The sequence below is a fragment of the Rheinheimera sp. genome, assembly GCF_030824435.1.
In the GTDB taxonomy this organism is placed as follows: domain Bacteria; phylum Pseudomonadota; class Gammaproteobacteria; order Enterobacterales; family Alteromonadaceae; genus Pararheinheimera.
Window position 1 is genome coordinate 80,470 of record NZ_JAVBXS010000027.1, and the last position, 14,284, is coordinate 94,753.

A 14,284-nucleotide genomic window follows, 5' to 3' on the forward strand; every position below is an offset into this window, starting at 1 on the left:
GAGGACAGATGGCAGCTGATACCGATATGGAAAAAACCGAAGACCCCACGAGTAAAAAGCTCGAGGATGCGGCGAAAAAAGGCAACATAGCCCGCTCCAAAGAACTTGGTACTGCATTTGTGCTGATGGGGTCTAGTCTGGGTATTCTGATTTTTGGCAGCGAACTTGCCAATACCACACTGCAGGTGTGCCGGCGCTTGTTGTCGCTGGATGCCAAAGATATGTTTGAACCCAATTCGATGTTTACCGCTATGAGCGCTGCTTTGTTTGCAGTGGCCCCCCCTTTGTTAAAATTGTTTGTGGTCATCGTTATTGCTGCTTTTATTGGCAACACTTTGTTGGGTGGTTTTAATTTTACCTGGTATGGTGCCAGTTTCAGACCCGCCAAAATGAACCCTATGGCGGGTTTAAAACGCATGTTTGGTCTGCAATCTTTGGTTGAACTGTTAAAAAGTATTCTGAAAGTGGCGGTGGTGGCAGGTTTTGCTTATATGCTGCTGAATATTTATTTTGACGACATTATGGCGTTGTCACTGATGAGTGATTACGACGATATGTCGGACGCTATGTATCTGCTGGGCTGGATGTTTTTTGGACTTTGCGCCAGCATGATCATTATTGCTGTTGTCGATGCCCCTTATCAAAGCTGGAATCATCATAAACAAATGATGATGACCAAGCAGGAAGTGAAAGACGAATTTAAAAACTCTGAAGGTAATCCGGAAATTAAAGGCCGTATTCGCCGCATGCAAATTCAGATGTCACGTCGTCGTATGATGCAGGCCGTGCCAACAGCCGATGTGGTCGTTACGAACCCGACTCACTATTCAGTGGCGCTTAAATACGAACATGGTAAACATCGTGCCCCCGTTGTAGTTGCTAAAGGTGTTGATGACGTTGCGCTTTATATCCGTCAGATTGCTGACGCCAACAAGGTGCCGATAGTGCAGTCACCGGCACTGGCCCGTTCCATTTATTTCACCACTGAACTGGATCATCCGATCCCGGATCAACTCTTTGCTGCCGTTGCTCAGGTGCTGGCTTATGTGTTCCAGCTCAAAGTATACAAACGTGGTAAAGGCCAAAAACCAAAACCACTGGCAAAAGATTTGCCAATTCCGGAAGGATACCGCCATTAAACGGCTGTTTTATCATCTGTTATTCCGTATTCACTGCAAAACCAGAGCAACTGGAACAGTTTTTGCCTAAGCCTGCTATAGCGTCAATTTTTTATCAGGCTTTTTATGCAACTACCTTCAGCGTTCAGCAAATTTGACCGCAGTCACCTGCAACATGCCAAAGGCATTGCCACCCCCCTGTTAATTATGGCGGCACTGGCCATGGTGGTATTGCCAATGCCACCGATACTGCTTGATGTGTTGTTCTCTTTTAATATTGCGCTGGCGCTGGTGGTGTTACTGGTGACTATTTACGTCAGAAAACCGCTGGAATTTGCCATTTTCCCTTCTGTTTTGTTGGTGGCCACTATTTTGCGGCTGGCACTGAACGTGGCCAGTACCAGGGTGGTATTGCTGGAAGGTCATAATGGCCCTGGCGCGGCCGGTGCTGTCATTGAATCTTTTGGTCACGTGGTGATCGGCGGCAACTTTGCAGTCGGTATTGTGGTGTTTTTAATCCTTATTATCATCAACTTTGTGGTGGTGACCAAAGGTGCAGGCCGTATTGCTGAAGTGACGGCCCGTTTTACGCTGGACGCTATGCCAGGTAAACAAATGGCGATAGATGCCGATTTAAACTCAGGTTTTATCGATCAGGATCAGGCGCGTAAACGCCGGGATGAAGTGACGGCTGAAGCGGACTTTTATGGTTCTATGGACGGTGCCACCAAGTTTGTGAAGGGTGATGCCATTGCAGGTTTAGTTATTGTGGGTATCAACCTGATTGGTGGTTTGTTTATCGGCATGATCCAACACGATTTGCCTTTTAGTGAATCTTTAGAAATTTACACCTTGCTGACCATAGGTGATGGTTTAGTGGCACAGATCCCTGGTTTATTGTTGTCTATTGGTACCGCCATTATTGTGACGCGCCAGAATAAAGACACCAATATGGGCGAGCAGATGTCGGGTCAGCTTGGCAATATTAAAGTGCTGACTGTTGCTGCGACTTTGTTATTTATTATGGGCATAGTGCCAGGTATGCCGCATTTTGCCTTCCTGTCTCTGGCTGCTGTTGTCGGTGGCGCTGCGTATTTCCTGCAACATCAGAAGAAAAACCCTGCAAGTGAATTGGTCGGCCGCGGCAAAGCCGAACTGGTGCCTGGTGCTGGTGCAGATATTCAGCCGCAAAAAGAAATCAGCTGGGACGATGTCCAGCCGGTCGATATTATCGGCCTCGAAGTGGGTTACCGCTTAATTCCGCTGGTGGATAAATCTCAGGGCGGGGAGCTGTTGACCCGTATTAAAGGGGTTAGAAAAAAACTATCACAAGAACTGGGTTTTCTGGTGCCTGCGGTGCATATCCGCGACAATCTGGACCTGGAACCCAACACCTACAGGGTTACTTTAATGGGAGTCACCAGTGGTAGTTCTGAGCTTCGCCATGACAACGAGCTGGCCATTAACCCGGGGCAGGTGTTTGGCACAGTCAAAGGCATAGCTACCCGCGACCCGGCCTTTGGCCTGGAAGCGGTCTGGATCCCGAAAAATCAGCGCGAGCATGCACAAACTCTGGGTTATACAGTGGTGGATGCCGCAACTGTAGTGGCAACTCATTTAAGTCAGATTTTAAGTAACAATGCCGCCAGTTTACTGGGCCATGAAGAAGTACAGAATCTGCTGGATATGCTGGCAAAAACCTCTCCCAAGTTGGTGGAAGGACTGGTGCCGGATACCATGCCACTGACAGCAGTGGTGAAAGTGTTGCAAAACCTGTTGCATGAAGGTGTGCCTATTCGCGATATGCGTACCATAGTGCAGACGCTGGTCGATTATGGCGCCCGCAGTCAGGATATCGACGTGTTGACTGCCGCCTGTCGTATAGCGCTGCGTCGTTTAATAGTGCAGGAAGTGGCAGGTTCAGCGACTGAAATTGCTGTGATGACTTTTGCTCCTGAGCTTGAACAGATGTTACATCAGTCGATGCAGGCGGCTGGTAATGACGGTTCCGGTATTGAACCTGGCCTTGCTGAACGTATCCAGAATTCGCTTAAAGAAGCCAGTCAGCAGCAGGAGCTGAGTGGTGAACCAGCGGTTTTATTAACTTCCGGCATACTGCGCTCAGTGATGGCACGATTTGTGAAATACACTATTCCAGGACTGCGGGTATTGTCCTATCAGGAAATTCCGGATGACAAACAGGTCCGGATCGTCAGTGTGGTAGGACAGGCGGGTTAGGAGTTAAAAGATGAAAATTAAACGTTTTGTAGCCAAAGATATGCGGACAGCTTTAACTGAGGTTAAAGAGTTTCTGGGTCCGGATGCCATTATTTTGTCCAACAAAAAAGTGGCAGGTGGTGTTGAAATTGTTGCAGCTGTTGACCCGGAAGCCGCGCCAGCCAAAGCGCAGGCCGCAGCACCAGAAGCTATTGCCGCCGTTAAAGTTGCCGGCAGCCCCCGCCTGGATATCCGGGTCGGTGATGATGAAGAAGAAGCCGAACCTGCCGACTCGCTGCGCGCTTTATTGGCCCGCCAGATGATTAAACAACAAAAAGCAGCGCCGGAAGCACAGTCAGCCAGCGTCAATCCGCTGGCGCAACATCGGGCTGGTATGACACAGCCGCAACGTCAAAACTCGATAAAACCAACTGTACTTGCTGCTGAACGTCAGAATTCTGTCGTTCCAGGGCCAAATCTGCAGGAATTATCAGCACAACAAAAACAACAAGCCAGTCTGATGCAGCAACAATTTGACGTGATGCGCCAGGAAATGCAGTCGATGAAACAATTGCTGCAGCATCAGGTGTCAGGTTTGATGTGGCAAGACCTCGCAAGACGCGAGCCGGTGCGGGCTTTAGTGATTGAACAGCTGATGCAGCTGGGTTTATCTGAAGCCATGGCTGACCAGCTTGCCTGTTTTATGCCGGAAGATATCAGCGACCGTGACGCATGGAGCTGTGCGCTGGAATTGCTGGCCGGTCAACTGACGACCACCAACGACGACATTATGCGTCGTGGCGGTGTCATAGCTTTGGTCGGTCCGACAGGTGTTGGTAAAACCACCACTGTTGCCAAACTGGCTGCTCAGTTTGCCAAACGTCATGGTGCAGACCAGGTGGCGCTGATTACCACTGATACTTTCCGTATTGGCGCTTTTGAACAGTTAGCTACTTTTGGCCGTATTATCGGTTGTCCGGTGAAACAGGCCAAAGATCACGAAGAGCTGACATTATTGTTAACTCAGTTACAACAACGTAAGTTAATTTTAATCGACACCGCAGGCATGAGTCAGCGTGACGTTCGTCTGGCGGAAAATCTGTCGGCTCTGGTACATAATTCGCGTGTCAAAATAAAGAGTTATCTGGTATTGTCAGCAACATCACAAGCAAGGGTTATGCAGGAAACTGTTGACCACTTTAAACGAATTTCACTGGCAGGTTGTATTTTCACCAAACTTGATGAATGCTTAAGTCTGGGTGAAATTATCAACGTTGCTATTCAAAATGCGTTACCTGTCAGTTATTTGACCAACGGTCAACGGGTTCCGGAAGATATCGATATTGCTGAAGCAACAGCAATGGTGACGCAGGCAGAACAATTACGCATGGCCCACAATTGTTCGGGACATCAGTGGTATCAGGATGGTTTGACCCGGACGGAAGCAACCTATGCATAATCATGAATTAACTTACGATCAAGCCAGTGGCCTGAGAAGAATGAAACAGCGTATGGTCAAAGTAATAGCGGTCACTGGCGGTAAAGGTGGGGTGGGTAAAACCAACGTCACACTGAACCTTGCCATGGCAATGGCACAAATGGGTAAAAAAGTGTTGGTGCTGGACGCCGACCTTGGTTTAGCCAATTGTGACGTCATGCTTGGCCTGAGAGTCGAACGCAATTTATCCCACGTGTTATCCGGTGAAGCTGAACTTGACGATATTTTGGTAACCGGACCTTTTGGCATCAAAATTGTGCCTGCCACTTCGGGTACTCAGTCGATGACGGAGCTCAGCCCGGCCGAGCATGCTGGCCTTATCCGCGCTTTTAGTGAATTAAAAACTTCTTTTGATGTGTTGTTGGTGGACACTGCTGCCGGTATCTCAGATATGGTGTTAAGTTTTTCCCGCGCTTCGCAGGATGTGTTGGTGGTGGTTTGTGACGAACCTTCTTCTATCACTGATGCTTATGCCTTGATGAAAATCCTGAGCCGGGAGCACGCAGTGCAAAAGTTTAAAATTGTCGCCAATATGGTGCGCAGTTTAAAAGAAGGGCAGGAGCTTTTTGCCAAATTAAGCCGGGTGACAGATAGGTTTCTTGATGTCACTCTTGAGCTGGTGGCTACTATTCCATTTGATGAAAATGTGCGAAAAGCCGCCAGAAAACAAAAAGCCTTTATTGAAGCCTTTCCAAAAACGCCGGCATCGCTGGCAGTCAAAACACTGGCCACCCGTGCCGTGCAGTGGCCTGTGCCACCAAGTGCTTCGGGTCATCTGGAGTTTTTCCTTGAGCAACTTGTGCAATCGCAACATGAACCACGGGGTATGGCGTGAATAATCGCCTCGCAGCCTACGGTGCTGCTAATCAGATGCAACTGCTGGTGGAGAAGCACGCTCCGCTGGTTAAACGTATTGCATACCACCTGTTGGCGCGGTTACCCGCCAGTGTTCAGGTAGATGATTTAATTCAGGCCGGTATGATAGGTTTGATTGAGGCGGCCAAAAATTTTGATGGCACTAAAGGTGCCAGTTTTGAAACCTTTGCCGGTATCCGTATCCGCGGTTCTATGCTTGATGAAATTCGCCGTGGCGATTGGACGCCCCGTTCAGTGCACCGTAATGCGCGTCTGATTGCTGAAACAATAGCCGAACTCGAAGCAGAACTCGGACGAGACGTAAAAGATGTTGAAGTTGCTGAAAAACTTGATATAACTTTAGATGAATACCACCACATGCTGAGTGACGTCAGCAGTGGTCGCATCATTGGTATCGAAGATTTAGGTATCACCGACGATGCATTAGTGACTGCAGATGATCGTGAAAATGATCATTTATATGAAGAGCAGGCTAATGATTCGTTTCAGCAGGCTTTAATAAAAAATATCAGTAGCTTACCTGAGCGGGAAGCAATAGTATTGTCGCTATATTATAATGACGAACTTAATCTGAAAGAGATTGGCGAAGTGTTAAGCGTCAGCGAATCTCGTGTCAGTCAAATCCATAGTCAGGCGCTGGTGCGGTTAAGAGCCCGGATGCAAGACTGGTTGTAATACTTGAGAATAACCATTGAGGTATCTCGTCGGAGGGGATTTTGGATAAGAATATGAAAATTCTTGTGGTAGACGATTTTTCTACTATGAGACGCATCATCAAAAATCTGTTACGCGATCTTGGCTTTACCAATGTTTCGGAAGCAGATGATGGCAGCACTGCACTTCCTATGTTGCAAAACGGCGATTTCGATTTTGTCGTGACTGACTGGAATATGCCGGGCATGCAAGGTATTGATTTGCTGCGAGCTATTCGAGCCGATGCCCGACTGAAACATATCCCGGTGCTGATGGTGACTGCGGAAGCAAAAAAAGAACAAATTATTGCAGCCGCCCAGGCCGGTGTGAACGGTTATATCGTCAAACCATTTACTGCAGCCACTTTACAAGAGAAGTTGTCGAAAGTTTTTGAACGCTTAGGTTAACCGTATCTGACAAAGGAGTGGCGCCATGTCTGCAATTACGGCACCTATGATCACCTTGGAACAGGCTCGTGAGCTTGTGCAGTTGTTGGAAATGGAGCAGCAGGAAGCTGCAAATGAACTTGTGCAGGGGCTTGCAGTGCCCGGCTCCTCCGAGTTGTTCGCCGAAGTGGGTAAACTTACCCGTCAGTTACATGATTCCCTGAAAAGTTTTCAGGTTGACCCTGCCATTGATAATTTACTCACCGAAGACATTCCTGATGCAAAACGCCGCCTGAATCATGTGATTGACATGACAGAGCAGGCCGCCAATAAAACCATGGATGCAGTCGAGTCTTGTCTTCCTATTGCCGATAAATTGAATTCCGGTATTTCGCACATACTGCCAGGCTGGCAACGACTGATGAGTCGGGATATGAAAGTTGGTGAATTCAAAGAGTTATGTCATAGTCTAAACGGTTTTTTGAATCAAGCTTCTGCGGATGCCACAGCCTTACAAACATCCTTGACGGAAGTATTGATGGCTCAGGATTATCAGGACCTGACCGGACAAATATTACGTCGTGTTATTGAGCTGGTTCGTGAAGTCGAAGACAGTCTGATTGGGCTGTTAACTGCATTTGGTCATCAAAATTTACCTGTACTGGACAAACCTGCTCCTGTGGTTGCGAAAAAACCAAAAGCAGGCCATGAAGCTGAAGGCCCTATTATTGACGCCCAGTTGCGTGACGATGTGGTGCACGGCCAGGACGACGTTGATGATTTATTATCGAGTTTAGGTTTTTAAGAGAGGTGCGGTAGCATGGGCTTTGATTTAGATGAGGACATTTTACAGGATTTCCTAGTCGAAGCCGGCGAGATCCTTGAGCTGTTGCAGGAGCAGTTGGTCGAACTAGAAAATAATCCCGACGATGCCAGCTTATTAAATGCAATATTTCGTGGTTTTCATACGGTAAAAGGTGGTGCCGGATTTTTGTCGCTGACAGAACTGGTGGATGCATGTCATGGTGCGGAAAACGTATTTGATATTTTGCGTACCGGTAAAAGACGTGTCACATCCGAACTGATGGATGTCATTCTGCAGGCATTGGATGCTATTAATGAAATGTTTGCCAATGTACAGAACCGGCAACCGCTCGAACCTGCTTCTCCTGAATTATTGCATGCCTTACACCGTCTGAGTGAACCTGAGTCGGAAGATGCAGTTGCAGCACCTGTGGTCGCTGTGGCTGAACCTGAAATGAGCATGGATACATTTGACGCTGCAGTCTCACTTGAAGTTGAAGGCGGCGCAGAAACAGCATCCGATGCTATTGATGATATTTCTGAAGACGAATTTGAACGTCTGCTCGACGAACTGCATGGCACTGCAGCTCCAGGCCGCTCAGAGCCGGTTGTAGCAAAACCTGTTGCAGCGCCTGTCATTACTGCTTCGGCGTCTGATGACATCACTGATGATGAATTTGAGGCCATTCTGGATCAGCTGCACGGCAAGGGGTCTTTTGTGCCAGCCAGCCATGATGTTGCGCCTGCGGCAAAAGCGCCGGCAGCTGCGCCGGCACAACCTGCAGCTGCCAAAGCTGCAGATGACATTAGTGATGATGAGTTTGAATCTTTATTAGACGAATTACATGGCAAAGGCAAAGCGCCGGTAGGCTCCGTTGATATCGCTAAGGCTGCAGCGCCAACAGCTGCGCCAGTTGCAAAAGCTGCAGCGCCTGTTGCTAAAGCTGTTGAGCCTGCCAAGGCTGCCGAAGTAGTAAAAGCGCCACCTGTGATTGCAAAAGACAAAGATGGTGACGACAGCAAAGGCGCAGCCGCTGACACTACAGTGCGGGTTGACACCAAACGTCTTGACCAAATCATGAACATGGTTGGTGAGCTGGTGCTGGTGCGTAACCGTCTGGTTAGTCTGTCAACTGTTGCTCAGAATGAAGAAATGAGCAAAGCCATTTCAAATCTGGATGTAGTGACAGCCGATCTGCAAGGCGCTGTAATGAAAACCCGGATGCAGCCTATCAAAAAGGTGTTTGGTCGTTTCCCCAGGGTTGTGCGTGATTTAGCCCGTTCGTTACAAAAAGAAATTAACCTTGAGCTTGAAGGTGAAGAAACAGATTTAGATAAAAACCTGGTTGAAGCCTTAGCCGATCCGCTGGTGCACTTAGTGCGTAACTCGGTTGACCATGGTATTGAAATGCCTGATGTGCGTGCCAAAAATGGCAAACCCCGTACTGGTTTGGTCAAACTGGCGGCGCAGCAGGCAGGTGACCATATACTGTTAACCATTCAGGATGATGGTGCTGGTATGGATCCGGAAAAACTGAAGTCTATCGCCATCAAACGTGGGGTGTTAGATCCGGATGCAGCAGCACGGATGTCGGATACCGAAGCTTTTAACCTGATTTTTGCGCCTGGGTTCTCTACTAAAGAGCAAATTTCAGATATTTCCGGCCGTGGTGTTGGTATGGATGTGGTGAAAACCAAAATCAACCAATTAAACGGTACAGTGCATATTCATTCCAAGCTGGGTCAGGGCACCTTGCTGGAAATTAAAGTGCCTTTAACGCTGGCGATACTGCCAACTTTAATGGTTATTGTTGGAAAACAACCCTTTGCGTTACCGCTGGCAACAGTCAACGAGATATTCCACCTCGATTTATCCAAAACAAATATTGTGGATGGTCAGCTGACGATTGTGGTGCGTAATAAAGCCATACCGCTGTTTTATCTCGAGCACTGGCTGGTGCGAGGTTCAAACCAGAAACTACGCAGGGAACAGGGTCATGTAGTGATAGTGCAGCTGGGTACCCAACAAGTAGGTTTTGTCGTGGACTCTCTGGTTGGTCAGGAAGAAGTGGTTATTAAACCTTTGGATGCTTTATTGCAAGGCACACCAGGCATGGCAGGTGCAACCATTACCTCAGACGGTGGTATTGCATTAATTCTTGACGTACCAAACTTACTCAAACATTACGCGAAAAAATCAAAGATAAAGTTTGACCGGTTTAACAATTTAACTTCATAAGCGAGTCATCTATGTCGATCAAGGTATTAGTGGTAGATGATTCGAGCTTTTTCCGTCGTCGTCTGACTGAAATTCTGGCAGGTGACATGGAAATTACCGTGATTGGCACAGCCAATAACGGTAAAGAAGCAGTCGAAAAGGCGATGGAGTTAAAACCAGACGTTATCACTATGGATGTCGAGATGCCGGTGATGGACGGCATTGCGGCGGTACGGGAAATTCTGAAGCAACAAAGGGTGCCTATCCTGATGTTCTCTTCTTTGACCCATGCTGGCGCTAAAGCAACACTGGATGCATTGGACGCTGGCGCTGTCGATTTTCTGCCGAAAAAGTTTGAAGATATTGCCCGTGACAAAGGCGAAGCCATTGAGGTACTGCGGCAAAGGGTGAAGGCTGTTGCACGCCGGCGGTTATTTGTTCGCCCGACAACTGCAGCGACAACGCCTGCTGCCGCACCTGCCGCAAGAACTACGCCGGCTCCGCTTGCCCGTACGCCATTAGCCCGCGCTGAGTTACTGAGAAGTCCGGAACGTAACGAAAGCTCAGAGGCAACACCGGAACGGCCCTTTAAAGCTTCAGGTAAAAATTACAAATTGTTGGCAATTGGCACCTCCACCGGAGGTCCGGTTGCGCTGCAGACTATTATTACCGCACTTCCTGCCAATTTCCCATTGCCAATAGTCTTGGTACAACATATGCCTGCGGCTTTTACCGGGGCTTTTGCCAGCCGGTTAAATTCGCTGGCAAAAATTGAAGTGCGTGAAGCCGTTGATGGCGACCTGTTAAAACCAGGTGTTGCTTATCTGGCCCCAGGTGGTAAACAAATGCTGGTGGAAGGCTCGGAAAATCAGGCCAAATTACGTATTAAAGATGATGATTCACCGCGTATTACTTTTAAACCCAGTGTGGACATCACCTTTGGCACCGCAGCAAAAGTATTCAGTGACAAGGTACTTGCTATAGTACTGACCGGCATGGGCTCGGATGGCCGTGATGGCTGTCGTCTGCTGAAACAATTTGGTTCTAAAATCTGGGCGCAGGACGAAGCCAGCTGTGTGGTGTATGGCATGCCGCAGGCTGTTACCAGCGCAGGTTTAACAGATGTAGAAGTAAGTCTGCCTGATGTCGCCGGTAAAATAATGGCGGAAGTAGGTCATGGATAAACTTTCTGTTGCTGGTCTGATTTTAGGCCTGGCAGCTATTGCCAGCGGCTATACCTTGCATGGTGGTGAGTTATCAACCTTATTTGATATGCCTGCGCTGGTCATAGTGCTGGGTGGAACCTTAGGTGCTGTGCTATTTCAGACACCTTTGCCACAGTTTACCGTGGGGATCAAAATGTTGTCCTGGGTGTTCCGTGCACAGTATGTGCCGCTTAATGCCACGGTGGAGCGCTTGATCAACTGGGGTACTGCAGCACGCAGTAATGGTTTTTTATCACTGGAAGCTGAAGCGCTGCAGGAAACTGACCCATTTTTACACAATGCATTGAATTTATTGGTTGATGGTGTAGAGCCAGCCATTTTGCAAGATGCACTGGATGCCGAATTAACACTTGAACGTGAACGTTTAATGCGTTCGGCGCGTATTTATGAAGCTATGGGCGGTTATAGCCCAACCATCGGCATACTGGGTGCTGTGCTTGGCCTTATTCAGGCAATGCAAAACATCGACAAACCAGAGTTATTGGGCAATGGTATTGCCACTGCTTTTGTCGCAACAGTCTACGGTGTGGGCTTTGCTAATCTGGTGTTTATCCCTATTGCCAACAAACTCAAGAGCGTGGTTATTCAGCGCACCCTCTATCAGGAGCTGATTGTTGAAGGGGTAGTGTCTATCGCCAATGGCGAAAATCCGCGGGTAATTGAACGCAAACTTGCCGCTTACCGGGTTGGTTGAATTTATGTATCGTTATCGTGAGCGTCATCAGCAAATGGACCAGGAGCCGCTTGACCGCTGGCTGGTTTCGTATGCAGATTACGTCACGCTGATGTTTGCGCTTTTTGTGGTGTTGTATTCACTGGCTATTGCCAAAGAAGAAAAATTTAAAACAATTTCTACCACCTTATCTCAGGTATTTGAAAAAGCGCCAGTGGCAGAAACCGGCGTGAAAGGGCCGGATGTGCTAACGGATAACAAACCGCGCAGTGATTATCAGAAGTTTGGTTCATCATTAGAAACTGCGACAGGCCCTGAGATTGTTGCTGATGCCAAAGAGCAGACCACCCAACAGGATCCAAAGTTTGGAAATCCGCTGGTATCGCTACAGGAACAGTTGACTCAATCGCTGGCAAATCTGATAGAGCAGGGGGTTGCCAAGGTTGAAAACGATGAAGACTGGCTGACCATTCAGCTTAACAGCGGTTTGTTATTTCCAAGCGGCAGTGCAGTGCAAACATCAACCGCAGAAGTGTTATTAAAAGAGATTGTGGGTATTCTGAACCAGACCGTTAATGTAGTGCGGGTGCGCGGTTATACCGACAATCAGCCGATGAGCAATGAGATTTTCCCGTCAAACTGGGAACTGTCGATGGCGCGTGCAACGGCCATTTTACGCGAGTTACAACGTTTGGGCGTGCGCCCTGAGCGGCTGGCCGCTGAAGGTTATGGTGAATTTGCTCCTTTTGCCGACAACAGCACTGAACAAGGGCGGGCAGAGAACCGCAAGGTGGTGATTGCAATTTCCAAATTTGCAGCAAGGCCGCTCAAAGTACAACAACAGTTACCGTCAGAGGCAACGCCGGCTGAACTGCAAAAAGTGCTGCAACAGGCCACAACTTTGCCGGCCGAAGATGGCACCATCCATGTCATTCGTTTGCCTCATGGTGGAATTAGAATTACATCTGCGCCGCCAACCAAGGCGGACGACACTGAACAAAAAAGCGGGAATAATTAATTGGTCGTTTGGACTATTGCAAATCAAAAAGGTGGTGTAGGTAAAACTACCACCACTGTCACTTTAGGCGCGCTGCTGGCTGAGCGTGGCAACAGGGTATTATTGATCGACACAGATCCACATGCTTCGTTAACCTATTATTTTGGTATTGACGCTGAAGAGCTGGAAAACAGTGTGTATGACATTTTTATCCGGGGCAAAACGATCAGCAAAGAAGAAATTATGCAGTCGTTATGCCCAAGTGGCATGAATAATCTGGATATTCTGCCATCTTCTATGGCGCTTGCCACACTCGACAGATCGTTAGGTGATAAAGGTGGTATGGGCCTTATTTTAAAAAAGGCGCTGGCGAAAATTGCTGACGAATATGATTATGTGTTAATTGACTGTCCGCCGGTGATTGGGGTGTTGATGGTCAATGCGATGGCGGCCTGCGACAGAATTCTGATACCGGTGCAAACCGAATTTTTGGCGCTGAAAGGTCTGGATCGCATGCTGGCAACGATGCAGTTGATGCAAAGCAGTAATCAGCCGGGTTACCAGTTCACCATAGTGCCGACCATGTACGACAAGCGCACCAAGGCGTCATTGGAAGCATATAAAGAACTGAAAGCCAAATACCATGATTTGGTTTGGTCAGCAGTTATTCCGATAGACACCAAGATGCGTGATGCCAGTCTGGCGCAAACGCCGCCACCAGTGTATGCGCCAAAATCCCGTGGGGTTTTTGCTTACAATACATTGCTGACTTATTTATTGCAGCTGAGCCCGGAGTCCGTGCATGAGTGATCTGGTTGCCAGTCATAAAGTGATGCGCAATTATCTGGCTGCTCTGCTGACGGAAGAGCAGGAGCCTGAGGTAAAAACTGCTGTTGTTGATGTGAAAAAACAGCAGCTGAATCAGCTGTTGTCGACAGTCACTACTGCACCTGCGCAGGTAGCTCCGGCAGTGGCCAAAGCCAGAGCTGAAGCAAAAGTTACCGCTGAAATTGTTAAACCTGCCGCAGTTGTCCCAGTGGCAAAAGTGGCGCCGGTGTTGTTACCAAAAAAAGAAGTTCCACCGCCAATGCCGCCAGTGCAAGCCGTGGTAAAAGAATACCGGCAGGGGCGTTTTCAGGCATTATTTTTTGAAGTGGCCGGCTTAAAAGTGGCATTACCGCTAAAAGAGCTTGGTGGCATCCATCAGATCACCAGTATCAACACTTTGCCTGGTAAACCTGTTTGGTATAAAGGCGTGATGTTATACCGCGAGCAGAAAATCAACGTTGTTGATACCGCTATGTGGGTCATGCCAGAAAAGTATGACCAACAACTGGCAGAAAGTCTAAACTATCAATATGTTATTATGCTGGGCAAAAGTTCATGGGGTATTGCCTGTGAGTCTTTGATCAACACAGTGGCCTTAGAACAAGAAGACGTAAAATGGCGCGCCGCGCAAGGGAAACGCCCATGGTTAGCCGGATTGATTAAACAACATATGTGTGCTTTGTTAGATGTAGATGCCTTGATTGCGTTGCTCGCGCAGGGCGCAGGCAGTTCAGACTAAGCACGGACCAA

The 14,284-nt window shown here is 48.1% G+C and carries 13 protein-coding genes; all 13 read left to right on the top strand.

Annotated elements, in window-relative coordinates:
- Nucleotides 1-8: 8 nt before the first annotated feature.
- Nucleotides 9-1,139 (top strand): flagellar biosynthesis protein FlhB, encoded by a 1,131-nt coding sequence (gene flhB, locus RCH83_RS07080; protein WP_306520435.1) that lies wholly within the window; start codon nt 9-11, stop codon nt 1,137-1,139.
- A 105-nt stretch (nt 1,140-1,244) separates the two neighbouring features.
- Nucleotides 1,245-3,356 carry a flagellar biosynthesis protein FlhA gene (gene flhA / locus RCH83_RS07085; RefSeq protein WP_306520437.1) on the top strand — a complete coding sequence of 704 codons (2,112 nt, stop codon included), beginning with the start codon at nt 1,245-1,247 and terminating at the stop codon, nt 3,354-3,356.
- A 10-nt stretch (nt 3,357-3,366) separates the two neighbouring features.
- The gene (flhF, locus tag RCH83_RS07090) at nt 3,367-4,794 is read left to right on the top strand and encodes a flagellar biosynthesis protein FlhF (RefSeq protein WP_306520439.1); all 1,428 of its coding nucleotides are present in this window, start codon (nt 3,367-3,369) and stop codon (nt 4,792-4,794) included.
- A gap of 40 nt (nt 4,795-4,834) precedes the next feature.
- On the top strand, nt 4,835-5,668 hold the full coding sequence (locus tag RCH83_RS07095) for a MinD/ParA family protein (RefSeq protein ID WP_306520563.1): 834 nt from the start codon (nt 4,835-4,837) through the stop codon (nt 5,666-5,668).
- Nucleotides 5,665-6,384 (top strand): RNA polymerase sigma factor FliA, encoded by a 720-nt coding sequence (locus RCH83_RS07100; protein WP_306520441.1) that lies wholly within the window; start codon nt 5,665-5,667, stop codon nt 6,382-6,384. Before RCH83_RS07095 ends, RCH83_RS07100 begins: the two co-directional genes overlap by 4 nt.
- Before the next feature lie 41 nt (nt 6,385-6,425).
- Complete coding sequence (gene cheY, locus RCH83_RS07105) at nt 6,426-6,809, top strand: chemotaxis response regulator CheY (RefSeq protein ID WP_260657704.1); 384 nt, start codon at nt 6,426-6,428, stop codon at nt 6,807-6,809.
- A gap of 25 nt (nt 6,810-6,834) precedes the next feature.
- Nucleotides 6,835-7,593 carry a protein phosphatase CheZ gene (locus RCH83_RS07110; RefSeq protein ID WP_306520443.1) on the top strand — a complete coding sequence of 253 codons (759 nt, stop codon included), beginning with the start codon at nt 6,835-6,837 and terminating at the stop codon, nt 7,591-7,593.
- A 15-nt stretch (nt 7,594-7,608) separates the two neighbouring features.
- Nucleotides 7,609-9,831: a chemotaxis protein CheA gene (locus tag RCH83_RS07115; RefSeq protein ID WP_306520445.1), complete on the top strand. Its 2,223-nt coding sequence runs from the start codon at nt 7,609-7,611 to the stop codon at nt 9,829-9,831.
- 11 nt (nt 9,832-9,842) lie between these two features.
- Nucleotides 9,843-10,994 (top strand): chemotaxis response regulator protein-glutamate methylesterase, encoded by a 1,152-nt coding sequence (locus RCH83_RS07120; RefSeq protein ID WP_306520447.1) that lies wholly within the window; start codon nt 9,843-9,845, stop codon nt 10,992-10,994.
- Complete coding sequence (locus tag RCH83_RS07125) at nt 10,987-11,730, top strand: flagellar motor protein (RefSeq protein WP_306520449.1); 744 nt, start codon at nt 10,987-10,989, stop codon at nt 11,728-11,730. The genes RCH83_RS07120 and RCH83_RS07125 overlap by 8 nt, the downstream gene beginning before the upstream one ends.
- A 4-nt stretch (nt 11,731-11,734) precedes the next feature.
- Nucleotides 11,735-12,727, top strand: coding sequence for an OmpA family protein (locus tag RCH83_RS07130; protein ID WP_306520451.1), 993 nt, complete (start codon nt 11,735-11,737; stop codon nt 12,725-12,727).
- Nucleotides 12,728-13,516, top strand: a complete 789-nt coding sequence (locus RCH83_RS07135) for a ParA family protein (protein ID WP_306520453.1) — start codon at nt 12,728-12,730, stop codon at nt 13,514-13,516.
- Nucleotides 13,509-14,273, top strand: a complete 765-nt coding sequence (locus tag RCH83_RS07140) for a chemotaxis protein CheW (protein WP_306520455.1) — start codon at nt 13,509-13,511, stop codon at nt 14,271-14,273. Before RCH83_RS07135 ends, RCH83_RS07140 begins: the two co-directional genes overlap by 8 nt.
- Nucleotides 14,274-14,284: the final 11 nt, after the last annotated feature.